21 protein-coding genes and 1 other RNA gene are annotated in these 24,084 nt (G+C 65.1%); 15 read left to right on the forward strand and 7 right to left on the reverse strand.

The annotated features are described in order from the left end of the window. Nucleotides 1-20 precede the first annotated feature (20 nt). The 4 genes from FB389_RS09670 to FB389_RS09685 all read right to left on the reverse strand — a co-directional run bounded on the left by FB389_RS09670 (nucleotide 21) and on the right by FB389_RS09685 (nucleotide 2,878). The gene (locus FB389_RS09670) at nucleotides 21-857 is read right to left on the reverse strand and encodes a hypothetical protein (RefSeq protein ID WP_142113128.1); all 837 of its coding nucleotides are present in this window, start codon (nucleotides 855-857) and stop codon (nucleotides 21-23) included. A 41-nt stretch (nucleotides 858-898) separates the two neighbouring features. Beyond that, a complete protein-coding gene (locus tag FB389_RS09675; RefSeq protein WP_211344986.1) occupies nucleotides 899-1,462 on the reverse strand; it encodes a hypothetical protein in 564 nt (187 codons plus the stop codon). Continuing rightward, nucleotides 1,459-1,758: a WXG100 family type VII secretion target gene (locus tag FB389_RS09680; RefSeq protein WP_142113132.1), complete on the reverse strand. Its 300-nt coding sequence runs from the start codon at nucleotides 1,756-1,758 to the stop codon at nucleotides 1,459-1,461. The genes FB389_RS09675 and FB389_RS09680 overlap by 4 nt, the downstream gene beginning before the upstream one ends. A gap of 133 nt (nucleotides 1,759-1,891) precedes the next feature. Further along, nucleotides 1,892-2,878, reverse strand: a complete 987-nt coding sequence (locus FB389_RS09685) for an aldo/keto reductase (RefSeq protein WP_142113134.1) — start codon at nucleotides 2,876-2,878, stop codon at nucleotides 1,892-1,894. A 102-nt stretch (nucleotides 2,879-2,980) separates the two neighbouring features. Here FB389_RS09685 and FB389_RS09690 point away from each other — a divergent pair, with 102 nt between their 5' ends. Together FB389_RS09690 and FB389_RS09695 are read left to right on the forward strand one after the other, a co-directional pair. Next, nucleotides 2,981-3,832, forward strand: coding sequence for a methyltransferase domain-containing protein (locus FB389_RS09690; RefSeq protein WP_142113136.1), 852 nt, complete (start codon nucleotides 2,981-2,983; stop codon nucleotides 3,830-3,832). Nucleotides 3,833-3,889: 57 nt separating this feature from the next. Beyond that, on the forward strand, nucleotides 3,890-4,687 hold the full coding sequence (locus tag FB389_RS09695; RefSeq protein ID WP_142113137.1) for a fumarylacetoacetate hydrolase family protein: 798 nt from the start codon (nucleotides 3,890-3,892) through the stop codon (nucleotides 4,685-4,687). Between the two features lie 92 nt (nucleotides 4,688-4,779). Here FB389_RS09695 and FB389_RS09700 read toward each other — a convergent pair whose 3' ends face one another. Beyond that, on the reverse strand, nucleotides 4,780-6,303 hold the full coding sequence (locus FB389_RS09700; RefSeq protein WP_142113138.1) for a hypothetical protein: 1,524 nt from the start codon (nucleotides 6,301-6,303) through the stop codon (nucleotides 4,780-4,782). Further along, entirely contained in the window at nucleotides 6,303-8,393 is a 2,091-nt protein-coding gene (locus FB389_RS09705) for a maltotransferase domain-containing protein (RefSeq protein WP_425467258.1), read from the reverse strand. The genes FB389_RS09700 and FB389_RS09705 overlap by 1 nt, the downstream gene beginning before the upstream one ends. A gap of 91 nt (nucleotides 8,394-8,484) precedes the next feature. On the opposite strand from FB389_RS09705, the gene FB389_RS09710 reads away from it, so the two are divergent. The 3 genes from FB389_RS09710 to FB389_RS09715 are packed head-to-tail and all read left to right on the forward strand — an operon-like array spanning nucleotide 8,485 to nucleotide 10,625. Next, nucleotides 8,485-9,291: a class E sortase gene (locus FB389_RS09710; RefSeq protein ID WP_142113141.1), complete on the forward strand. Its 807-nt coding sequence runs from the start codon at nucleotides 8,485-8,487 to the stop codon at nucleotides 9,289-9,291. Further along, nucleotides 9,288-9,449 carry a hypothetical protein gene (locus tag FB389_RS10540; protein ID WP_170207796.1) on the forward strand — a complete coding sequence of 54 codons (162 nt, stop codon included), beginning with the start codon at nucleotides 9,288-9,290 and terminating at the stop codon, nucleotides 9,447-9,449. The genes FB389_RS09710 and FB389_RS10540 overlap by 4 nt, the downstream gene beginning before the upstream one ends. A 3-nt stretch (nucleotides 9,450-9,452) precedes the next feature. Beyond that, nucleotides 9,453-10,625 (forward strand): MarP family serine protease, encoded by a 1,173-nt coding sequence (locus tag FB389_RS09715; protein WP_142113143.1) that lies wholly within the window; start codon nucleotides 9,453-9,455, stop codon nucleotides 10,623-10,625. A gap of 33 nt (nucleotides 10,626-10,658) precedes the next feature. Here the strand turns inward: FB389_RS09715 and FB389_RS09720 are convergent, their stop codons facing one another. Beyond that, nucleotides 10,659-12,620 (reverse strand): O-antigen ligase family protein, encoded by a 1,962-nt coding sequence (locus FB389_RS09720; protein ID WP_170207951.1) that lies wholly within the window; start codon nucleotides 12,618-12,620, stop codon nucleotides 10,659-10,661. Between the two features lie 156 nt (nucleotides 12,621-12,776). On the opposite strand from FB389_RS09720, the gene prfB reads away from it, so the two are divergent. The 10 genes from prfB (at nucleotide 12,777) to FB389_RS09770 (ending at nucleotide 24,045) form a co-directional block, all read left to right on the forward strand. Then, nucleotides 12,777-13,892, forward strand: coding sequence for a peptide chain release factor 2 (gene prfB / locus FB389_RS09725; RefSeq protein WP_142113148.1), 1,116 nt, complete (start codon nucleotides 12,777-12,779; stop codon nucleotides 13,890-13,892). Between the two features lie 137 nt (nucleotides 13,893-14,029). After that, nucleotides 14,030-14,719, forward strand: coding sequence for a cell division ATP-binding protein FtsE (gene ftsE, locus FB389_RS09730; RefSeq protein WP_142113150.1), 690 nt, complete (start codon nucleotides 14,030-14,032; stop codon nucleotides 14,717-14,719). A 12-nt stretch (nucleotides 14,720-14,731) separates the two neighbouring features. Then, a complete protein-coding gene (ftsX, locus tag FB389_RS09735) occupies nucleotides 14,732-15,646 on the forward strand; it encodes a permease-like cell division protein FtsX (RefSeq protein WP_142113152.1) in 915 nt (304 codons plus the stop codon). A 4-nt stretch (nucleotides 15,647-15,650) separates the two neighbouring features. Further along, nucleotides 15,651-17,057 (forward strand): M23 family metallopeptidase, encoded by a 1,407-nt coding sequence (locus tag FB389_RS09740; RefSeq protein WP_142113154.1) that lies wholly within the window; start codon nucleotides 15,651-15,653, stop codon nucleotides 17,055-17,057. 182 nt (nucleotides 17,058-17,239) lie between these two features. Beyond that, nucleotides 17,240-17,746: an SsrA-binding protein SmpB gene (gene smpB / locus FB389_RS09745; RefSeq protein WP_246043720.1), complete on the forward strand. Its 507-nt coding sequence runs from the start codon at nucleotides 17,240-17,242 to the stop codon at nucleotides 17,744-17,746. A 79-nt stretch (nucleotides 17,747-17,825) separates the two neighbouring features. Then, nucleotides 17,826-19,043, forward strand: coding sequence for a hypothetical protein (locus tag FB389_RS09750; RefSeq protein WP_142113159.1), 1,218 nt, complete (start codon nucleotides 17,826-17,828; stop codon nucleotides 19,041-19,043). 126 nt (nucleotides 19,044-19,169) lie between these two features. Next, nucleotides 19,170-19,544, forward strand: a transfer-messenger RNA (tmRNA) gene (ssrA, locus tag FB389_RS09755). Nucleotides 19,545-19,682: 138 nt separating this feature from the next. Then, a complete protein-coding gene (locus tag FB389_RS09760; protein WP_170207952.1) occupies nucleotides 19,683-20,624 on the forward strand; it encodes a chloride channel protein in 942 nt (313 codons plus the stop codon). 9 nt (nucleotides 20,625-20,633) lie between these two features. Further along, a complete protein-coding gene (locus tag FB389_RS09765) occupies nucleotides 20,634-23,210 on the forward strand; it encodes a PEP/pyruvate-binding domain-containing protein (RefSeq protein WP_142113163.1) in 2,577 nt (858 codons plus the stop codon). Nucleotides 23,211-23,733: 523 nt separating this feature from the next. Further along, nucleotides 23,734-24,045 (forward strand): DUF3039 domain-containing protein, encoded by a 312-nt coding sequence (locus tag FB389_RS09770; RefSeq protein WP_142113165.1) that lies wholly within the window; start codon nucleotides 23,734-23,736, stop codon nucleotides 24,043-24,045. Nucleotides 24,046-24,084 lie beyond the last annotated feature (39 nt).

The following is a 24,084-nucleotide window of genomic DNA, read 5'->3' on the forward strand; positions in this document are numbered from 1 at the left end:
TCCCCTGATTCGCCCACGGCCTACATCTCCTCGATGACGATGGCGGCCGCGTGCGCCAGTGCCTGCGCGGGATCACATGCCGGGTGGATCGATAGCATCATTGGCTCCGGGCTTCGCGACTCAACTGGGCCGTCGAAGTCGGTCGCGAGCGCAATCTCATACGGTGCCGACTTCGTCATTGTCACCCAACTTCCGTCATGTTGGTAGAACAGCAGCATCAGCGTCGCTGCGTCCCGGACGGAATCAGTGATCAGGCACCGCGCGAAGTAGGCGGTGCCTTGGACCTGCCTCGCGAATTCCTCCGCGTCGGCGCGCACGGTTTCGCCCTGGGGTGGGGTTGCCTCGGCGCGGCCGGCCAGCACGCCCGACGCCGTGGCGATCTGCGAAGTCGGACCCCAGGCGCGCCCCATCGCGAATGCGAGCGCAGACGCGGACGGTGCCCTGGGCATGAAATGCGCCGGCCGCGCCCGGGACGGGGACTGGCCCTCGGGGCCAGCGACCTCCACCGCATCGGCGAATGCGCTGCCTACGCCGTCCCGGAGGGCGCATCGCGCCACGGCAGACAACTGGGGCGAAAGCGACTCGACGTATGCCATCGCTGTTGGTGATGACCAGATCCTCTCGCTCGCCCAGGCAAGAGGGGTCGGTTCCAGGCAGCAGGCACTTCGATCGGAGCCCAGCGGCTCGCACGCGTGGAGGGGATCGTCACCTGTGCGCCGCCGCGAGATCCCGCCGGCGCACAGGGCATCGACGACGTCCTTGTCCCAACTAAGCGCCGGCGGGTTGCACGTGTTGGGATCGTCGGGGGAGAGCCCGCACCCAAGCGCGGGAACCATCTCCTTGAGGTGACTGCTCACACTCGCGGTGAGATCGAACCCTGCGTTCGCGCAAGCCGCAGTCATAGCAGCCCCCGCAGCAGTGAGGGGACGGTGAGCCAATGCGCCGATCCGGCGCGCGGTATGTCCTGCAACCGGCTAACGATTTTCGCGGCGTTGTCAACGGCCGCGCTCGATATCGGTGTGCCGCGGTGCTCCAGGTAACGCACGGTGACCGTTGCGGCACCCGCGGGCCCGCCGCCGATCAGCGTCATCGCCGGCACGACCTGATCGCGCGCAACCCTGGTGACGACCGTGCGGGCGGATCTGGATATATCGAGCGCTTGTTCCAAAACCTGGCGCGTGCGTCGCTCGATCGCCGCCACCTGCTGTTGGGCGGCAGCAACCCGGGCGCGGTGCTCCCCGATCTGGTGGGCAAGGTGCTCCAGATCTGCCGCGGCCGCACCCGCCTGCCTGTTCAGGGCGATCGCGTGGGCGCGCGCAACGGGCCCGCACACGCGCGGCAGTTCACCGGACTGCACCGCATTCACGGTCGCTGCGGCGCGACTGCGGAGTTCTAATGCCTGGATTGTGAGCTGTTGTTGCAGGCGCGCTAGCGCCGCCGGGTCGGGGACCATCGCTCTCACCGCGCCAATTTGGCGGCCAACTGACGGTCCACGTCTGTGAGCGTCGCGGCTGTCTTGTCCAAGAACTCGGCGAGCCCGTCCAGTGCGGTTACCGTGGTCCGCGCTCCGCGGGCAAAGTCTTGGTAATACGAGTTGAAGGCGACCGAGGTCTTATCGGTGACAAACCCGCTGGACACCAGGCCGGCGATTTCGCGTTGCAGGGCATCGATTCGCTGGACGATTTCTTCGCGTCCCCGCCGCAGCGAACCGGCTTGTTTGGCAAGCTCTGCGTACGACACTTTCATGTGTTGTGCCATGATCCGTATTCCCTTCCCGCCGGCCCCAGCGGCCGGCTATAGGAATGAAAATACGGCCCGCAGCGCGTTCCCGATCAGTTATCCACAGGCAGGAGGCAAGGAAGATGCGAGCGGCTGTTCCGCTGGGGTGCGTTCAGAACAGCGCGATGGGCGCGGGGGCGGGAAATATCCCATCGATGGCCGCCAGGACATCGCTGCTCAGCGGGTGGACCGCCAGCGCGTTCTGTCTCACCTGGTCCGGGCGGGTGGCGCCCGCAATCACCGAGGTCACTGGCCGCTGTGCCGCCAACCAGCTAATGGCCAACTCCAGCGGTGAGAGCCCGGCGCCGTCCGCCAGCCCGAAGAACTGCTCCAACTGATCCCAGGGGGCGCTCGTCATTAGTGAACTCTTGCGACCCGCCAGGCGGGTGCCCGCCGGCGCCGCGGCATCGCGCCGGTACTTTCCCGTCAAGAGTCCGTTGGCGAGCGGGAAGTAGGGCAGCACGCCGAGGCCCAGGTCCACCGCCGCCGGCAGCACCTCGAGCTCCGCACGCCGGTCAAGGAGGTTGAAGTGGTTTTGCGAGGAAACGAATCGGGTCACACCGAGTTCGCGGGCGACATAGTGCGCCTGCGATATTTGCCAGCCTGCGCGGTTTGAATGGCCGATGTAACGCACCTTGCCCGCGCGGACGGCGTCGTCGAGCGCGCTGAGCGTCTCATCGATCGGGGTGAGCGGGTCCGGGGTGTGGAACTGGTAGAGGTCGATGTAGTCCGTTTGGAGGCGCTTGAGCGAGGCGTCCAGGGCGGCCGTGATGTACCGGCGCGACCCCCGGGCGCCCGGCACCGCGGCTTCCGCCTCCATGTCCATGCCGAATTTGGTTGCCAGGACAATGTGGCCGCGCCGCCCGCGCAGCGCCCTACCCAGCAGGCGTTCGCTTTCGCCGTTGCGTGTGCCGTAAATGTCGGCGGTGTCGAAAAGTGTTATCCCGGCATCGATCGCAGCGTGCACGACGGCGTCGGTGCCGGCCTGATCCGCGGTCGCGGTGCCCGCGGAACCGAAGTTGTTGCAGCCAAGCCCGACGACTGACACGGTGAGTCCGCTGCGCCCGAGCTGCCGGGTGGTGGGTGTTGACGAAGTCATAGCCTCCGACGCTACGCTGGCCGATCGAGATTATGCAACCAGTTTGCGCCAATATGTGAGATAGGGGTCTCGGATGTTGAGCCGCGCCCGTACTATCGAACCATGTCGACCGACGCGCCCCTGCCCCCCGCTGCGCACGCCAATCTGGCGCAGGAATCGGAGTCCTACACTCACGGACATGCCGAATCCGTGCTGCGGTCCCATCGCTGGCGCACCGCGGAAAACTCGGCGCGCTATCTTCGCGATCGATTGGCACCGGGCATGAGCCTGCTCGACGTTGGCTGCGGCCCGGGCACGCTCACGGTGGATCTGGCTCGCATCGTATCGCCAGGGCGCGTCGTCGGCGTCGACGCGGCGCAGGCGGTACTCGAAGCAGCCCGCGAACACGCCGCGCGCGAGGACGTGCCGGTCGACTTCGAGGCGGCCAACGTCTACGAGTTGCCCTTCGCCGACGCGCAGTTCGACGTCGTGCACGTGCACCAGCTCTTGCAACACCTCTCCGACCCCGTCGCGGCGATCAGGGAACTGCGCCGGGTCGTCAAGCCCGGTGGCATCGTGGCCGCACGCGAATCCGATTACGGTGCCATGACCTGGTTCCCGCAGTACGCAGGGCTGACGGAGTGGAATCTGCTGTATCACGAGGTCACTGCCGCGCACGGGTTCGAGGCGGACGCGGGTCGCCGGCTCCTCGGGTGGTTCTTGCAGGCCGGATACGCGCCCGCACAGCTCACGCCTTCGTCCTCGACCTGGTGCTATGCGACCCCCGCCCTGCGCGAATGGTGGGGCGATCTGTGGGCGCAGCGCTGCCTAGAGTCGAATTTCGCGATTCAGGCGCGCGAAGCGGGTCTTGCCGATGATGTGGCGCTCGAAGCGCTTGCGCACGATTGGCACCGTTGGGCGGCCGACGACGCCGGATGGTTTTCCGTGTTGCACGGCGAAGTAATCGCCCAATAGTTATCCACACTGACCTATTCGCCCGGCAACGATGGTTCGGGTCGCTAGAGTTAGCGCATGCGCATCGCGAGATTCATTGAAGGTGACACCCCTAAATACGGCTTCGTGCAGGGCGAACCCGGCGGAGAATACCTCGCCGTCCTCAACGGCGACCCACTGTTCCAACCCGCTGTCCCCACCGGGGAGCGGGTGTTCTTGGACGCCGAGGGGTTGCGTCTTCTCGCGCCGATCATTCCGCGTTCCAAGGTGATTGGGGTGGGTAGGAACTACGCAGATCACGCAGCTGAGTTGGGCAACGAAGTACCGACGAGGCCCCTGCTCTTCTTGAAGCCCAATACTTCTGTGGTGGGTCCGGACGATCCGATCCAGCTGCCGGACTGGTCCAACAATGTGCACTTCGAGGCCGAGTTGGCGGTCGTAATCGGAAAAATCGCCAAGAACGTTTCGCCTGACCGCGCGCTCGACCACGTGCTCGGTTACACGGTTGCCAACGACGTGACCGCGCGCGACGTCCAAAACGCCGACGAGCAGTGGACGCGGGCAAAGGGGTTCGACAGCTCCTGCCCGCTGGGTCCGTGGATCAGCACCGACCTAGATCCCGAAGACGCCCAGGTATCCGCAATGCTGAACGGCGAGTTGCGGCAGGACGGTTCCACCCGCGACCTCATTTTCGATGTGCCGTTCCTGGTCTCGTACATTTCGGAGGTCTTCACCCTGCTCCCGGGGGACGTCATCCTGACCGGGACGCCGGCCGGGGTGGGAACGATACGGGCGGGGGACGTTATCGAGTGTGCGGTCGAGGGGATCGGCGTGTTGCGTAATCCCGTGGTCGGCGCAGCGGTGGACGAGGACTAGGAGCGCCGGTGTCAAGGCCGCGCCCTGCGTGGTTGCGGTCGTGCAGCTCCTGGACGAGGACTAGGGGCGCCGGCACCGAGTCCGCTCCCGAATCAGAGGAATGGCCCCAGGATGCGGTTGACAGCGTCTTGGGGGACCCACGCCCACTGCGGGCGTTGCGTCATCTCGTAACCGACCTCGTAGCACGCCTTCTCCAGCTCGAACGCAGTGAGCAGCGCATCTGCGCTAGCGCCGCGCGGGTGGGGCTGGCGCGGGTCGAGGGGGCCGACGTTGTCCGCGTAGCCCTGCAAGAGCGCTTCGCGTGCCCGCCCCCGCCATCCCGGATCCGGGGCATCGGCCAGAGCCGCGGCATAGTCGATCGAGCGCAGCATTCCCGCCAGATCGCGTAGCGGAAGATCCGGCGCCAACCGGAACGACAGCGGCCGCAGCGGTTCCCCTTCGAAATCGAGCACCCACCAGCCGAAGGGCGAATGCAAGGTTTGCCCGAGGTGCAGATCCCCGTGGAGGCGCTGCACTGTCACCGGCTCGTCGACGACGTCGCGTCGCAGCGCATCCAAGAAGGTATCGATCGGGCCGAGTAACTCGGCAACAAACCCGCATCCGGAGGCGCTGTGGTCTATTCGCTCCGCGACTCGGTTTAGTACCTCATGCGCCGTTTCGATGCCGACGGGAAACGCGCGGCGCAGGGCCCCGTGCATGTCCGCTAGGTCGGCACCCAGGGACCGACAATCGCGGGCGAAATCGATTCCGGAGGCCGCCATGGCGCACGCGCGGGTGAACCCGTCCTCCGCCTCGGGGACCAGTTGCGACACAATCGCCAGCGTCGCCGTCCAGCGCGCAATGAACCGTCCGTCGTCGACCCCGGACTCCAACACCGCGTAGGTGCGCGGCACGTGCGCGAATCCCGCCGCGGCCAAGGCATTGGGCACGTCTAGGTCCGGTTGGGCCCCATCCACGACATTGCGCATGACCTTGACGATGATGCCACCGTGGATTCGCGGCATGATGATCGAAGTGTTGGACTGCTCAACGCCCAACACGGCGCCAATGCTGCCCTCGGGTACGTCGGCGCTGACGCCGCGATCGGGTGCGGGCGAGGGGGCCTCGTCAGGCGAAATCAACAGCGGACCCGTCGGCGCCCCCGCCCAGGGCTCAATGACACGCAGGTTGCGCAACAACGCGCGATGGAAAGCCGGATCGTGCGTGGCGTCGATGACCTGGACGCGCGTGGTGCCTATTTGCGCGGTACCTATCAGACCCGGGGGAGCCGGCGCGCGCGTGCGCGCCGCGAAAGCGCTGAGAGAGACGACCGTTGCATCGCTGCTGGTCGTGGCGGACCCGCGCCCGCCGTCGGGCGACCCGGAAACCCCGTGCGCAGGCGGCGCTGGCGAAGCGGGCTGCCCGGCCAAACGGTCCTCGCGAAGCACGAGCGGGACCTGCACGGTTATCCCGCCGGCAGTGCGCAACAACCACACCGTGACGTTGTCGGCCAGGTCAACTGCCGTGGCCGACTGCCATGCGCAATCACCGGGCCACCAGCGCTGTTGTGGCAACCACCCGGCCAGCACCCGCGCGATCTGCGCGGGAACCTCGCGCGGCTGCGCGAAGAGCGTCATCAGTTGCGCCGCAGGTGCACGACGTGGGCGACCTTTTCGGCGGGATCCAGGCGCACGAACGGCTGCGCGCCCCACTGGTACGTCTCGCCCGACAACTCGTCGTAGGCGGTCACGGTGCCGTTCCCCAGATCACCCAGGCCGATCGCGCCCAGATCCAGGTGGACGATTCCCTCGCGGGCTCCATGCGGGTCGAGGTTGACCACCGTCAGCACCGTGTCCGCAACGTGCGATGGCGTGTACGCGGCATCGAGGTGGTGCGAGAAGGCAACCAAATCGTCGCTGGTGGTCGGGTGGACCCGCAGGTTTCGTAGCTGGCGCAGGGCCGGGTGATTGCGCTTTATCCCGTTCAGGCGCGTGAGCAGGTCCGCTATCCCGTAGTGCTGCGCGAGCGACCAGTTGCGCGGCTTGAATTCGTATTTTTCGTTATCGATCTGCTCTTCGACCCCGGGGCGCGGCACGTTTTCGACCAGTTCGTATCCGGAGTAAATGCCCCACAGCGGCGAGGACATTGCGGCGAGTATCGCGCGCACCTTGAAACCCGCGATTCCACCGTTTTGCAGGTAGGGCGGAAGGATGTCGTGCGTGGTCGGCCAGAAGCTGGGGCGCATGACTCCCGCTTGCTCATCGGCTATCTGGGAGAAGTACTCTTCCAGTTCCCACTTCGTGTTTCGCCACGTGAAGTAGGAATACGACTGATGGAACCCGATGGTTGCCAGCGTCTTCATCATCGCGGGGCGCGTGAACGCCTCGGCCAGGAACAACACCTCGGGGTTCGTCGAGCGGATGTCGCCGAGCAGCCTTTCCCAGAAGGGAAGCGGCTTGGTATGCGGGTTATCGACCCGGAAAGCAGTGACCCCGCGCGCTATCCACACGCGCAGTATGCGAGCGATTTCCTGATAAATCCCCTCGGGATCGTTGTCGAAATTCAGCGGGTAGATGTCTTGGTACTTTTTCGGCGGGTTTTCCGCATACGCGATGGAGCCGTCGGGAAGGGTTGTGAACCACTGCGGGTGCTCCTTGACCCACGGGTGATCGGGCGAACACTGCAACGCCAGGTCAATGGCGACTTCGAGACCGTGGGAGCGGGCGGCGGCCACGAAGGCGGCGAAATCCGCCTCGTCACCCAGCTCGGGGTGGATGTCCGCGTGGCCGCCCTCGTGCGAGCCAATCGCATACGGCGATCCAGGATCGCCGGGCCGCGCCCCGAGAGTGTTATTGCGGCCCTTGCGTTCGGTTGTCCCGATGGGGTGGATGGGAGTGAGATAGACGGTGTCGAAGCCCATGGCGGCGATTGCGGGCAAGCGGCCGGTCGCGGTCTCGAAGGTGCCGGAATGCCAGTTACCATCGGGGTCCTGGTAGGCGCCTTCCGAACGCGGGAAAAACTCGTACCAGGACGCGCACAAAGCGGCCTCGCGGTCGACGCGCAGTGGGTAGGTGGGGGAACCGGAGACGAGTTCCCGCAGCGGTTCGCGGTCCAAGATTCCCGTGACGGGTGCGGAGGTGGCCGCGGCGAAACGCGACGCGATGCTCAGCGATGCGTCCACGGCGGTGGCGGCGGCTTGTGCCAGCGTGGTCGCGTCGTCCTTTGTGCGCGACGCCTGGGCGGCCGCCCGCCGCAGCACCTCAGCGCCCTCGGCCAGGGTCAACTCGACATCAATGCCCGCGGGAATCTTGATGTGCGCATTGTGGCACCACGTCCCGTATGGGTCGGACCACCCCTCTACCCGCAGGCCCCAATCGCCCACGGCGTCGGGGACGACGGCACCGGCCCAATGGTCCAGGCCGGTGCCGACCTCGCGCATCGGGGCCCGCGTGTGAACGCGCCCGGACGGATCTATGAGCACCGCCGTGGCCCGGTACAAGTCGTGGCCCTCGCGGAACACCGTCGCCGAAACTGGCACGACCTCCCCGACCACCGCCTTGGTCGCCCAGCGTCCCCCCTCGATCACGGGCTGCACGTCCACGACCGGTATGCGACTGATCTGTGGCCCGCGCGGTAACGGCACGGCGGGCACGGCGGGTGTGGCGGGCGTGGCGGGCGTGGCGGGCGTGGCGAATGGGGCGCCTGCCGGCGCGGTTTTGGGTTTCACCCCTCGAATTTACCGAAACAACGCAGGCGGACGCCAGATCGCTCGCCGCCGCGACGATAAAAGTTGGGCAGGGCAACCTACTATTGATGCGATGGAGCCAACATTCGCCGCGCCGGAACCGCTTGTGCGGGCGCATCCCGCGCACAGGCACGCGCGCCCCCGCCGCGGTAGATCGGTCGTATCGGCGCTGGTTGGCCTCGTCGGTGAATTGCTCATAACAGCCGGAATACTGATCCTTGGATTCGTGGCGTGGCAGGTGTGGTGGTCCTCTGACGAGGCCGCGGCCGTGGCAACCTCGCAAGTTTCGCAGTTCCGCGCCCAGATTCCCGATCCGGTGCTGGCAACCACGCCCTTGACGACCACGGGCACACCCCCGGTCATGGACAAGGTCGCGCCCGGGGAGACGTTCGGGGTCCTGATCATCCCGAAGTGGTACGACAAGACCGACAACGACATGCCGATCCGCGAAGGCACCACGCAGGCGATCTTGGATCAGGCCGCCGCCGGGCACTACGTCCACACCGTCATGCCGGGGGATATAGGGAACTTTTCGCTTGCGGGTCACCGCCGCACGCACGGGAACTCGTTCCGCTACATCAACGTGCTGGAACGGGGAGACCAAATCATCGTCGAAACGAAGACCACCTGGTACGTCTACGAGGTGAAAAGCCACGAGATCGTCACCCCCGACCAGACGCAGGTTGTCGCGCCCGTGCCCAACGACCCGGACGCCGCACCAACCGAGCGGTACCTAACGCTCACCACCTGCCACTCACCGACGCTGGGGGAGTGGGGCAACTCTCATCGCTGGGTCGTGCACGCCAAGCTGGTGGGGTGGCTGGATCGGGACAAGGGCACCCCCGAGCAAATCCTGGATCACATCGAGAAGGCGGAGTGAGCATGTACGCACTGGTGTGGAGGCTGCTGCCGGGCCCGACGTGGCTGAAAACCATCGAGGCGGTCGCGCTCGTCGTGGCGGCCGCCTATGCGCTGATGCGGTGGGGCTATCCCTGGGTCAGCGATCAGATCGACATCGACCCAACCCTGGGCGGGTAGCTAGTGTCCGGAACTGACATCGCGTTGATCGCGGGCCTGGTCATAGCCTTCGTTGCCGGTGCGAGGCGCGGGCTGCTGGGCACCCTGGCAATGGTATGCGGTTTCATCGTGGGCGCGATTCTTGCCGGGTTTGCGATTCCGTGGGCGACGGGGCAACTGCCGAGTCAGCACTGGCGCGTGCCGATCGCCGTCGCGCTGGCGCTCTTCTTGCCGATTGGCGGCGCCCGCCTCGGTGGGTACCTGGGAACTGCGGCGCGGGCAAACGCCGACGGCACCCGTTTGGGCCCCTTCGATCGCATGGCGGGGGCGACCCTGAGCGCGGCCGGGCTGGGACTGGTCTACAGCCTCGTTGCCTCGCTTTTGGTTTCGTTGGGGATCCCGGGGCTTTCGACGGCCGCCGCGTCCTCGCAGGTGGTCGGGGCGATTGAGCGGATCATCCCGGCGCCCGCGCAACGCCTGATCGCCGCCGCGCGGGCGTCCGAGGTGCCGTCCGCGATCGCTAGCATTGGCGACATCTTCGGTCTCGGCGATCAGCCGGCGGTGCCGACATTCGCGACGCAAACCCCGCAGATACGCACCGCGCTGGAGTCGGTCGCGGCCATCAGCGGTGCGGCGGTCGCCTGCGGTATCACGTCGAGCGGGAGCGGGTTCTTCGTCGATGCCAGCCACGTCATGACGAACGCCCACGTCGTTGCCGGGGTCAACAAGCCGATCATTCAAGCCCCCGGCGGCTACGCCAGCAGCGGGATTGTTGTTTACTTCGATGAGGGCAGCGACGTTGCGATTATCAAGGTGAAGGACGAGGGCCCCCGCCCCCTGGCCTTGGTCCCGAATATGGCGAAGGGAAGCCGCGCGCTAGTCGCGGGCTACCCCTATGGGGGCCCGCTGTCGGTGGGGAACGCGATCGTGACCTACGTCGGCAAGGGCGCCTTCCAAACGCAAGACGGCAAGACAACCCCGCGCCGCCAGATGTACGCGATGGCGGCGGATATCGAGCCCGGGAACTCCGGGGGGCCGGTGCTGACCGAATCCGGGGAGGTCGCCGGAATGGTGTTCGCTGCCTCAACCACCGCCAAGAACCTCGGATACGCGTTGTCGGCAAGCGAGATCGAACCCGCGATGAACAAAGCCTCCTCGCTCAGCGCGGCCGTGCCAACCGGCAGCTGCCAGTCGTAGCGCCGGGTTGCACGGCGCGCTCGCGGCCGCTGCCTAAAGACCACGCAGCACGGTGAGGTTGTTGCTGGCGGTGTCGTTATCGGAATCTATCGCGAGTGCGGCCTCGTAGTCTTGCTTGGCCGCGTTGATATCACCCAGATTCGCGCGCACGGTGCCGCGCCGCACCAGGACATCCACGTCGTAGGGCGTCGCATCGACGATGACAGACAGATCCCGATCCGCGGATTCGAAGTCGCCAGTTAGCTGGTAGGCGACGGCTCGTGCTTCGAGCGCGCCGAGGTCTGCGCCGTTGGCGCTGATGGCCCGCGTCGCCTCCGTGATCGCGGCAGCGGCCACCGCCTGGACGGCATCCGTGCGCCCTCCGTCGCTCAGCGACTGCACCGCTGCAGCGAATTGCTGCGCGCACTGCGATTCCACGTCGCGGTTCCACCGCATGGCGCTGGCGGCGCGGTCGCATGTTTGCAAGGCGGCCGCACCGTCGCCGCTGCGGGCTTGGCTGCTCGCGGTGGACAGTGCGTACTGCGATGCGGCTGCGACGGATGTCAGCGCGGCCAGCACGCCCGCGGCCGCCAGCCATGCGGGCGCCGCCCACCTGGAGGCATCCCGCGAGCCGCGCACGCGCGGCGGCGATCCGATTGCCGAGCCCAGGACCAGCAGCGCAAGGGGCAGGATGCCGGGAGTTGTCAGGTGCGTCAAGAGTGCCGCGCCGACTCCGGTCGCCGCGCCGAAGCGAGCCGCAAACTGCCAGGCGGTGCTGGGCGGCGCGTTGATGATCGCGCGAACTGCGACGGTGCCCAAGAACGCCACACCCCCCAGCGTGATTGCGAGCAGTGGTAGACCGCCGACGGCGGTAACCTGCAAGATCCAGTTGTGCGGCGAATCCAGCTCTGTGTGAAAGGTGATGTCCCGGGCATAGTCGACGCCGAGGTAGGGGCTGATTGCGGCTTCGTAGCCGCTGGGTCCGACCCCCGTCCAAAGATGATCGCGGATGAGCTGCAAGGTGGCCTGCCAAATCTCGAAACGGCCGGTTATCGTCCGGATCGATGAGGCCTTGACGCCGGTGAACCGCTGCGCGGTCGCGGGGATGAGGAAGACGGCGCCGACCACACCCACAGTGATCGCGCCGATCCACACCGGGTACGTTCTGCCGGGCGCGGTTGAGCGGCGCGCGGGTGCGCCGTCGGGTGCGGCGGCGCGGCGGCGGTGAAGAATCAGAGCGCGCAGGCCCATTGCCGCGGCCGCGACGATCACGCCCGCCACCAGGGCAAGAACGGCGGCGCGCGACCCGCTGAGCGCGACCGAGCAGGCGGCGGCCGCGGCGCCCACGGCGTAGAGCCACAGCGAGAGGTGGCGAACCGCGTTGGCGGTGGTTGTCGCGCGCTCGGCGGCCGCGGCGCCGAGCAGCAGTGCGATCAGGGCGCTGACAACGCCCAGATCGGTCGCGTTTCCGAGCAGGGAAATGATTCGCTGGAGGTCGGGTGCGTGGGATACCGGGTCGTGGCCGGCCGCGTTGAGCAGCGCCCCGGCCAGCAGAACGATCGCAAGGACGCTCAGCGAAGCGTTCAGCGCGGGCCACGGCGTCCATGGCCGCGCGAGTGTGGAGCGTCTTGGCTTCCCGCGCGCCGCGGCTTGAGGTGAGGCGGGTTCGTCGCCGGCCGACAGCAAGCGAGCACCCGCCCACAACGAACCGATGTAGGCCGGAATCGTGATGATTCCCTCGAATCGTGGGGCGGCGCCCGCCAGCGCCTGCGCGGGTGCGGCACCGAGTGCGGCGGCGATCGCCAACCAAACGCCCCCCGCACACATCAGCAAGACCAAGGGCCGCGGTAACCTCGCCCACCCCGGAACGGATGCAGCGAGGGCGATGCCTATGTAGGCGACCGCAATCTTGGGAAGCGTGTAGGGATCCAGCGCACCCGGAAGGCATGCGACGGTAGTGAGCGCGATGCAGACGACGGCCGCGGCTGCGCGCCGTCTTTGGTTAACACTGAGCACGGGCCCTCCGGCCATGGCGAGTAGGTGGCCCCATCCTAATACGGGGCATGGAACGTCAAGTGTGGGGCGGCGAGTGGGGTGCTCGTTCATATAAATATCGGCCGGGAGCGCGCGTGGGTTCGGTAACCGACGAAACGTCGCGTAGCCTTGAGGATCGTGGCCACTACTGATTTTCCCGTTGAAATCTCACAGTTGCGATCGACTCTGGGGACGATCTCCGCTGTTTCCGACCCCGCGGCGTTGCGCGCAAAGATCACGGACCTCTCCGCGCAGGCGGCCGCCCCAGATTTGTGGGATGACCAGGAAAAGGCCCAAGCAGTGACCTCGGCGTTGTCGCAGGCGCAATCCGAGCTGGAACGCATAACCTCGATGGAGGCCCGGATCGATGATCTGGAAGCGCTGGTCGAGTTGGCGGGCGAGGAAAGCGACGACGATTTGCTCGCGGAGGCCGATAACGAGCTCACCGCGATCCGCAAGGACCTCGACGCGCTGGAAGTGCGCACGCTTTTGAGCGGTGAATACGACTCGCGCGAAGCGGTGGTCACCATCCGGGCCGGGGCCGGGGGCATCGACGCGGCCGACTTTGCCGACATGCTGCTGCGCATGTACCTGCGCTGGGCCGAGCGGCACGGCTACCCCACGTCCGTACTCGATACCTCGTACGCGGAGGAGGCGGGGCTCAAATCCGCCACCTTCGAGGTCAAGGCGCCCTATGCGTTCGGCACGCTGAGCGTCGAGGCGGGCACCCACCGGCTCGTGCGCATCTCTCCGTTCGACAACCAGGGACGCAGGCAGACCTCTTTCGCCGCAGTGGAGGTTGTCCCGCTCATCGAACAGACCGATTCGATCGAAATTCCGGAATCGGAAATCAAGGTGGACGTGTTCCGATCATCGGGGCCAGGTGGGCAATCGGTCAACACCACCGATTCGGCGGTCCGCATGACGCACATACCCACCGGGATCGTCGTGTCGATGCAGAACGAAAAGTCGCAGATCCAGAACCGTGCGGCCGCCCTGCGCGTGCTTCAGTCGCGGCTGCTCTTGGAGCGCCAAGCGGAGGAGCGAGCGAAGAAAAAGGAGCTTGCGGGCGACATCAAGGCGTCCTGGGGCGATCAGATGCGCAGCTACGTCTTGCAGCCCTATCAGATGGTCAAGGACTTGCGCACCGAGCACGAGGTGGGGAACACGGGCGCGGTCTTTGATGGTGACATCGACGACTTCATCGAGGCCGGAATCCGCTGGCGCCGGTCCCAGGACCGGGCGGATAGCTGAATGTGACACCGCGCCTGCGCCGCTGAGCGTTTCCTGAATTCCGGCGTGTCTGGGCGTTACCCCCCGAGCGTGGCCATAGGCTCAAACACGACTAGTGCCGACCATCGACACAATTCGAGGCAAGGGGATCGCAGCACGTGATTCGGTTCGACAACGTGACCAAGGTGTACGCGCGCGGGGCGCGACCCGCACTCAACGACATCTCGCTTGAGATAGAGCGCGAGGAATTCGTGTTCCTGGTCGGCGCCTCGGGGTCGGGCAAATCGACGTTCTTGCGCCTTGTGCTGCGCGAGGAGAGAGCGACGACGGGTCGGATATTCGTGGCGGGCCAGGATCTCACGGGACTGTCCAATTGGAAGGTCCCCGCGCTGCGGCGCCATATCGGAGCGGTGTTTCAGGATTTCCGCCTGTTGCCCAACAAGAATGTGTTCGAAAATGTGGCCTTTGCGTTGCAAGTCACGGGGCGGCCTCGTCACCAAATTCGCACCACTGTGCCCGAGATGCTGGAATTGGTCGGGTTGGCGGGGAAGGAAAAACGTCGACCACACGAACTTTCCGGAGGCGAGCAGCAGCGCGTCGCGATCGCGCGCGCCATGGTGAACAGACCGCCGATTTTGCTGGCCGATGAGCCCACCGGAAACCTGGACCCGACGACGTCGCTCGGGATCATGCGGTTGCTGGACCGCATCAACCGCAGCGGCACCACGGTCGTCATGGCCACTCACGACGACGAGATCGTTGACCAGATGCGCAAGCGCGTGATCGAACTTTCCACCGGGGATCTGGTTCGCGACCAATCCCGCGGCGTCTACGGCGCATCCCGCTAGGAGAAAAAGAACGTGCGTTTCCAATTCATAGCTTCAGAGATCTGGATCGGTCTGCGCCGCAACCTCTCCATGACTGTTGCCGTCATCATTGTCGCGTTCGTATCGCTGACATTCATCGGATCGGCCGCGCTGCTGCAGACCCAGGTGACTAAATTCAAGGATGACTGGTACGGCAAGGTCGAGGTTTCGGTGCTTTTGTGCCCGACTAATTCTGCGAAGACCCAGTGTGCGTCGGGGGAGGCAACGGAAGCGCAGATCAAGGAAATCGAGTCGGTGCTGGCTTCGCCGGAAGTCGCGCCGGAAATCGAAAAGGTCAGTTTCGAATCGAAGGCCGACGCGTGGAAGTCCTTCTCGAAGCGGTTCGCCGACCAGTGGCTGCTATCGCAAGTCACCGAGGCGGATATGAACGCCTCGTTCCGCATCAAGCTGGTCGATCCGCAGAAGTATCAGGTTATTGCCGATGTGCTGACCGGGAAACCCGGCGTCGAGGAGGTGCAGGACCAAAGGCAGATCCTGGAGCCTATTTTTCGCGTCCTGAATGGGGCCACCATCGTCGCCGCGTCGCTGGCTGCGGTGATGCTATTGGCGGCCGTGTTGCTGATCACCACGACCATCCGCCTGTCGGCGCTGAGCCGCCGTCGCGAAACCGGAATCATGCGGCTGGTTGGTGCCTCCAACTTCGTCATCCGCTTGCCGTTCATGTTGGAAGGCGCGTTCGCTGCGCTGATCGGCAGCGTGCTGGCGGTCACCGGCCTGTGGGCCGCGGTGAAGTATTTGGGGCAGGCCGCCCAATCGAGCAGCCTGCAATGGGTGCCCGTGGTCACCGCCCACGACGTGTGGACGATAGCGCCATATCTCATCGTTACGGCCGTGGTCGTGGCGATGGCAGCATCCGCCCTGACCCTGCGACGATTCTTAAAGGTGTGATTCGATGCGATTACGGGGCGTAGCCGGTCTGGTGGCGGCCGGCCTAGTTGCCGCGATGACGTTCGCGCCGGCGGCGGGCGCCGACGACCTAGCCGATTTGCAGGCCAAGCTCAACAAGGCCAAGGCGAATGCCAAAGCCAATGAGCAGGCGCAAGACGACATCGTTGACGACCTCGAGCACTCTGATAAGGAATTGACCAAGGCCTACGAAGCACTAGAAAAGACGCAGGCGCAGATTCCCGTCGCGCAGGCCGAGTTAGACAAGGCCAATGGCGAATACGAGGTCGCGCAGCGCGAGGCGGCCAGCATCGCCGAACGCCTCGATGACGCCAAACAAGAGCAGTCGGCCATCGCGGAGCAGATCACCAAGAACGAAGCAGATACCGAGAAGGCGCGCAACGGCATAGCGCAGATGGCGCGCGACTACGCCGCCGGGAACTACCGGATGACATCGGTCGAACTGGTCGTGGGGGCAAGCGATTTCGGCGACGTGCTTGCCGAGTACAACCTGTCGCAAACCGCGATCCGCACGGAGTCCGAAGCGATGCAGGCCGTGCGGGAAGCCAACGCCGTGGCGACGAACATGCAGGTGCGATTGGAAGCGACGAAGGAAACGATCTCTTCGTTGCAGACGCAAGCGCAACAAAACATCGTCGACACCAAGACGGCGCGCGACGCCGCTTCGGCCGCCAAGTCGAAGCTCGAAAAGCTTGAGGCCGATCAAAAGAGCGCGGCTGCGACGCTCGAATCGCGAAAGGCCGCCGAGCAGGAGCAGCAGAAGAAGCTGGCAGAGGACGGCGACAACCTCTCCGATGAGATCCAAAAGCTCATCGGCCTGACCAAGGCCGAGCGGGCGCGCCTGAAGAAGCAACGCGAGGAACAGGAACGCAAGGCCCGCGAGGCCGCCGAGAAGGCCGCAAAGGAAGGCAAGGCCAACGGCGGATCCTCGGGATCCAGCGGGTCGGGTGGGGGATCGTCCAACGGCGGCTCGTCCGGGGGCGGCAAGGGTTCCGGCGTGCTCAAGTACCCGACCGCCGTTCCGTACATCACATCGTCGTACGGGATGCGCTATCACCCGGTTTTGCACTACTGGCGGTTGCATGCGGGGACCGACTTCCGGGCGTATTGCGGGACGCCGATCTACGCGGCTCGCGGTGGCACGATCGAGTGGGCCAAGCTGCGATATGGCTACGGTAACCAGGTCATGATCAACCACGGCACCGTGGGTGGGTCCAACCTGATGACCAGCTACAACCACCTGTCCAAGTTTGCGGTGAGCACCGGTGAGAAGGTCAAGGCCGGCGACCTGGTCGGATACGCGGGCGCGACGGGCACGGTTACCGCGTGTCACCTCCACTTCGAGGTATACGTCAACGGCAACACCGTGAACCCCGTCACGAAGCTTTCGTAGCTTGCAACGCGGTGATGGTCGCGAAATAAAAACGGGCTTTGCCGGGAGCGTTGTACTAGGCTGAGGGCCGAGATCGCGGGGGCGGGCGCGGCCTGGAGGGGCGTGGCGCGGTGCCTCGCACCCCACGATAGGCACGGCGCCGCACCCGCACTTAGGAGGCTGTATCCATGGCGAAGAATCGTATGTTCAATGTTGCCCCGACGCCGTCCAAAAAGGTTCCGGACCGGGTCCCGGTGAAGACGCTCATCGCGTCGAACAAGCGGGCGCGTCATGACTATGCGATCGATGACGTGTTGGAGGCCGGCGTGGTGCTGACCGGAACCGAAGTCAAGGCGTTGCGGGCCGGACGGGCGTCGCTGATCGACGCCTACGTCGCGGTGGATCGCGGTGAGGCCTGGCTGGAGGCGGCGCATATTGCCGAATACGCGCAGGGAACGTGGACGAACCACGCTCCGCGCCGCAAACGCAAGTTGCTTTTGCACCGCTTCGAGATCGACCGGTTGGATCAACGGATTCGCGAAAAGGGATACACGATCGTGCCGTTGTCCTTGTACTTCCTGGATGGACGGGTCAAGGTCGAGATCGGCGTCGGGCGGGGCAAGAAGGAATGGGACAAGCGTCAGGCCCTGCGCGAGCGGCAGGACAATCTCGAGGCGCAACGCTCGATGCGCTACCGCGAATTGGGTTAGCCGGTCGCTCCCGGTTGCCGCGACCGATCACGCGCCATATGCTTGGGGGTCCGAGTGTCAATCGGTCGGGAGTTACATAATGCGGGCAATAGTAGGTGCGGTGGCGATAGCGGCGATGGTTGCCGGTGGTTCAGTGTCGCAGGCCGGCGCGGCTGGATCGTTCGGGGCCGACGCGGACACAGGGACGAGTTCCCCGTCATCGCTCGCGGCCTCATCGGTAGGTGGCCGGGATTCCCTTGCCTTCCAGGGCGGCACCGTCGGCGCTGCGAAGAAGAAATCTGGCAAGAAGGATACCGCGAAGGGGTCTTCGAAGCGGGCGGCGCGTTTCGTGATCAAGAAGTCGGTGTCCACGCTTGCGGCGGGGCACGGTATGAAACTGAGCGTCAAGCGACCCTACCTGCGCGGTGGCAGCGCAAAACAGCGCAAGGTTGTCAACGCCGCTATCGCAAAAAGGGTCGAGGCCGCGAAGAAATATGTGCTCGATTGGCACAACGGCTGCTATGACCCTAATAATGAGAATTCCGGCCCGGCCGAGTTGCGAGTGTTTGTGCTTTCGGCCGATGTCTATCAGGGCCGTTACGCATCGGTGCTCTTAGATACGATGATGATTTCCGGGTGTGGTGGTGTGAGCAACCAGGTACCCTACTCGGTCAATATCGATCTGCGCACTCGCAAGGCATTCAAGATCTCGCGGGTTCTGGCGTATAAGTCGCTGTTGCGAACATACAACAACGCGGTCATCGACAGGACCATCCAGGCGAAGAACTCCAGTTGCGTCGTCGACGGCTCGTACTACATGGAACTGCCAAAGAACGGACGCCGTTGGGCCGTATCCAGCAAGGGCGTCACTGTCGCCTACGGTCGCTATGCCATCGCCGCGGGGGCGTGTGGCACCGTCTCGGCCCGCGCCTCGTGGAAGCTCCTGGCAAAGCCTTCGGACGTCCGCGGGAAGCCCGTCGTGCGGACGTACGTCAAGGAGATCAAACGGTATCCCGGCGCCTCGTCGAGCTATGACCCGAAGTGGATGGGTGGGTACCTCATCGTGACACAACGGGGGAACATGGTGTGGGTGAATTGGGGTGATTTGGCCGCTAGCGGCGGGAACTCCGTGGGGAAGCTGCGTGGCAAAGAGATCATGTCGGGTGGATCGGATGGGTACCTTGGGATCAAGAAGAACTCCACGTGGAAAGTAAAGGGAGGCAAAGCGATCCCGGCCGGAAGCGGCTTTCACGAGGCCACCAAGAGCGACTTGGCGAAGATGAAGGAAAGCTACGTGGTACCCAAGGCCGTCATGTAGCTTTGGCCGTGCCCGGTGACGCAGCGGTGCGGAAACAATTTAATAAGGGTGACGACCGCCCGTGGTACCCGATAGAATGGAGGCGGTCGCTGGGCTTGGTCCGCAGCTGCTTTGATAACTGAACATGGGGGTGATCGGTTTCGACGGTGGTCGTGATTCCACGCGAAGCGGGTCGAGGATGCAGGCTTATCTCGTAAACGATGCTTGCAAACCAATAGGTGCCGATTCCAAGCGCACCGACTTCGCCCTCGCTGCCTGATAGCGCGAGCGCACATGAAGTCCGTCAGCCCGGGGTAGCTTCCGCTCCGGATCCTGGCGTCATCTAGGGAGCCACCGCTGTCCGTCCTCGTCGGTGGGGCGGGCGGGGCTTTTAGCCGACTGGGCCTGTCAGCAACTTGTCTGCGTGAGTGCTGGGGCCAAGAAATGCCATAGCAGACTGCACCCGGAGAATTCGTGGGTGACCGTCACCGGACCCGGGTTCGATTCCCGGCACCTCCACCTTGAAGGCCCCGGAACCCTTGTGGTTCCGGGGCCTTCTCTTTCGCTGCGCCTAGGGCCGCACGTGCAACCGCCTGGGGACCCAAGCGGCCGGCCGCGACGAAGTTAGCGTTGAACACGTCGCGGCCTTCCAGATGGGCGGTGTCGGAACTTCCATCCTCGGGGGACCTTGCTCCCTATCCGGCCACCGCCGCCCGAATCCCGGATACACCCTCATCTGCGAAGAGCCAGATAACCGACGACTACCTCATCACTGCGGGCGCCGCCGCCGGCCTGTCTGGCGCGTTCGGTGCGCCGCTATCGGGGATTGTCTTTGCGCTGGAAAAGCTGCACACGTCCTTTTCCACGTTCGTGATCCTCGCCGCGGCGGCGGGCGCTTTCGTGGCGGATTTCCTTGCATCGGCGGTATTCGGATTGCAACCGGTGCTCTCGTTCGTGGACCTGGGATTCTTACTGCTGCGCCAGTACGCGTGGTTGATCCCTATCGGAGTTGTTGCGGGTTTGACGGGGGCCGCGATGACGCGCGGATACCTGTGGATGTCGCGCGTCGCCGGCGCAATTGCGATGTATTGGCGAATCGTCGCGGCGAGCTTCGTTGCTCTCGGGGTTGGACTGTGGGCACCGTCGTTGGTTGGCGGCGGCGAAAACCTGATCGAACTCGCGGAAAATGCGGTGGCGGGCCTCGTCCCCCTTATCGCATTGCTGGCCGGGAAAATGTTGTTCTCAATGACGAGCTTCGCCTCCGGTGTCCCCGGCGGCATCTTCATGCCGGTGCTCGCGGCGGGAGCGCTGAGCGGAGCGGTTTGCGGTTCCCTGCTCGTTTCCGCCGGCTGGGCGGCGCGCGACGACGCGGCCGTGTTCGCCGTCGCGGCGATGGCGGCGACGCTCACGGCAACCGTGAAGAGTCCTCTGACCTCCATTGTCTTGACCGTCGAGATGGTGGGAACTGTCACGCACGTCCTGCCCATGGCGCTCTGCGCATTCGTGGCGCTGGGGATGGGGGACCTGGTGCGCTCCCCGGCGATATATTCCGCCCTGCTGCGCAGGCGCCTCGCCGCGGAGGGTGTCACAGGGGCCAAGTAGGGTGGTTCCATGGAGGCGAATCGCAACGTAACTAGCCGCGAGTCGTGCGCGCTCGCGGGGCACGCCAGCACCGGGCACGCCGGGGTCGATGCGGTGGTTTCCGGGCTGCGCCTGGGGGATAACGTCGTGTGGCAGATCGACGACATCGCCGACTACCGCGACATGGCGCAGCGGTTCGTGCGAAAGGCGCGCGGCGACGGGCGCGCCATCGTCTACTTCCGGTTCGCCGAACACGATCCGGTCCTTGCGGACCTAACCGGCATCACCGTCGAAATCGTTGACCCGCGAGAAGGGTTCGAACGATTCGCGGCCAACATTCACCGCGTGATAACGCGCGAGGGGGTGGGCGCATACTACGTCTTCGATTCGCTGACGGACCTGCTCGGTGTGTGGTACTCGGACCTGATGGTCATGAATTTCTTCAAGGTGACCTGCCCGTACCTCTACGACCTCGATACGGTCGCCTATTTCTGCTTGCTGCGCACCAACCACACGTTCGAGACCATTGCGGGGATACGCGAAACAACGCAACTTCTGCTCGATCTGTACCGGGTCGAGGGAAACACGTACGTGCACGTCCTCAAAGCGGCCGACCGCTACAGCCCGACCATGTATTTTCCGCATCGCGTCGCGGACACCAGCGCCGAGCCGGTCACTGCAAGCGAAGAAACGTCGCGGCTATTTGGGCAGGTAGCCAGCCAACGCGAGCCCCTGGATCGGTGGCGCGGGCTGATCCACGACGGGGCAAAGGCCGTGGCCTCCGCGGACGTTCGGGCGCAGGAACGCATCGCGGGGACGCTGGCGGCGCTGCTGCTGGGGCGCGGGGAGCGCATGAACGCGTTGGCCCGCAAACACCTTGGCCTGGCGGATCTGCTTTCGATTGCCGATAGGGAGATCGGGACCGGGTTCATCGGCGGCAAATCGGTCGGCATGCTGACCGCGGGCGCGATTGCGAAGGGCAACCGCGAACTGGCACCGCGCCTGGAGGCACACGATTCGTTCTACTTAGGATCGGACCTGTTTCTCACCTACATCGTCGCCAACGGCCTGTGGCAAGAATGGATGCTTCAAAAGCAGCCGGAGCACTACCACAGCGCAGGCGCGCGCCTTTTCAAGAGGTTGCGAACCGGTCAATTCCCGCAGAGCGTGCGTGAACGATTCCTGCGGCTCCTGGAGTACTTCGGGCAGTCGCCAATCGTGATCCGCTCAAGTTCGTTGCTGGAGGACAACTTCGGCAACGCATTCGCTGGCAAGTACGAATCGGCTTTCTGTGCGAACCAGGGAAGCCCGGAGGACCGGCTGCGTGCGTTCGAAGAAGCGGTGCGGATCGTGTACGCATCCACCATGAGCCCGGAGGCCCTCACGTACCGCGAGCGCAGGAACCTGAGCACTTCCGACGAGCAGATGGCCGTGCTGGTGCAGCGCGTTTCGGGCGACCACCACGGAGCGGAATTGTTCTTCCCGCACGCTGGCGGTGTCGGTAACTCGCACAACCTGTATGTCTGGTCGCCCGACATTGACCCGGCGGCCGGAGCGCTACGAATGGTTGTGGGCCTCGGAACGCGCGCGGTCGATCACCTGTCGGACGACTACGCGCGGATTGTCACGCTCGACCACCCGCGGCGCAGCCCGTTCTCCCTGGAGGAAGCGGGACGGTACGCCCAGCGCCAGGCAGACGTGCTGAACCTTGCCACCAATGAGCTCACCACCGTCCCGGTCGGGCAGATCGCCGACATCGAGCTGAACTGGGACCAGTTCTTTTCCGTGGACAGGGAGCAGATGCGGCGCCTGCGGGAATTGGGTCGCCACGTTGTCGAGGTCCCGCGCACATGCGACTTCGCGGGCCTACTGAGCGGGGACTTTGCTCCGTTCATGCGAAACCTGATGCACACCCTGGCGCAGGCCTACGACTATCCGGTCGATATAGAGTTCACCGTGAATATGACCAGGAATGACGAGTTCCGCGTCTGCCTGGTTCAGTGCAGGCCGTTGCAAACCCGCGGCATCGGCGATGCGGTGAGTGTGCCCGCCGCGGACCCGCAGTCCGACATTTGGCGGTCGCGGGGGAACTTCATGGGCGGCAACGTTCATATGCCCATTGACGCGGTTGTCTATGTTCGCCCGGAGAGGTACCTGGTTTTGGGGCAGCAGCAGCGCTACGGGGTCGCCCGCGAGCTGGGTGAGGTCAACCGCGCACTCGCCGGTCAACGGATCATGTTCATCGGGCCCGGGCGGTGGGGGACCAGCACCACCGACCTGGGGGTGCCCGTCCACTTCGCGGAGATCAACAACGCGGCGGCTCTCATCGAGATAACCGAACCGGGCATGGATTTTGCTCCCGATCTGAGTTTTGGGTCCCACTTCTTCTTGGACCTGGTTGAGTCCGACATCTTCTTCGCCGCCCTAGACCGCGGGGCGCCAGCCTGTCATTTCGACGCGAGAGGGCTTGTGGTTCGCCCCAACAATCTGGCGGAGCTGGTTCCTGGCGCCGACTTCGGGGACATCATCCACGTCGTCTGCGCTCCCGGCGCGACACTGTATTCGGACGTCGTGAGCCAGGACATCGCATTCGTCGCCGACGCGTAGGCGGCCGCGGTGAGCCCGCGCGGTGGCCCGCTGATCGAGTGCGCCGTAGGCGCGGTGGCCCGCTGATCGAGTGCGCCGTAGGCGCGGTGGCCCGCTGATCGAGTGCGCCGTAGGCGCGGTGGCCCGCTGATCGAGTGCGCCGTAGGCGCGTATCGAGATCAGATGAGGGGCGGGTGTGGTCTCGATACGCCCGCTGTGCGGGCCACTCGACCGGCGAAGTCGCCCGCTGCGCGGTGGCCCGCTGATCGAGTGCGCCGTAGGCGCGGTGGCCCGCTGATCGAGTGCGCGGTAGGCGCGGTGGCCCGCTGATCGAGTGCGCCGTAGGCGCGGTGGCCCGCTGATCGAGTGCGCCGTAGGCGCGGTGGCCCGCTGATCGAGTGCGCCGTAGGCGCGTATCGAGATCAGATGAGGGGCGGGTGTGGTCTCGATACGCCCGCTGTGCGGGCCACTCGGCCAGCGGGCCAGCGGGCCAGCGGAGCGGCGCGCTACTCGAACGGCAAGGCTCGGTCGTAGAATGTTGGCCATGACTTCTCCCCTGGACGACAATCCCATGTCGCTCGACGACCCGATGACAGCGGGTTCCGCGACGGCCGTATTGGACCGCCAGGAACAAACCCAAGAGGTGGAACCCGGCGATCACGAGCGGTTCAGCCACTACGTGCGCAAGGAAAAGATTCTCGAGTCGGCGCTCTCGGGCAAGCCGGTCGTCGCACTGTGCGGCAAGATTTGGGTGCCCGGTCGCGACCCCAAGAAGTTTCCCGTTTGCCCCATATGTGACGAAATATACAAGGGGTTGCGCGATCCGCAAGATGGGGACGGCGACGCCGACAAGTGAACGATCCCTCGACATTTTCAGATAGTCCAACCCTATTCG

It is taken from the genome of Rarobacter incanus, assembly GCF_006715765.1.
GTDB lineage: Bacteria > Actinomycetota > Actinomycetes > Actinomycetales > Cellulomonadaceae > Rarobacter > Rarobacter incanus.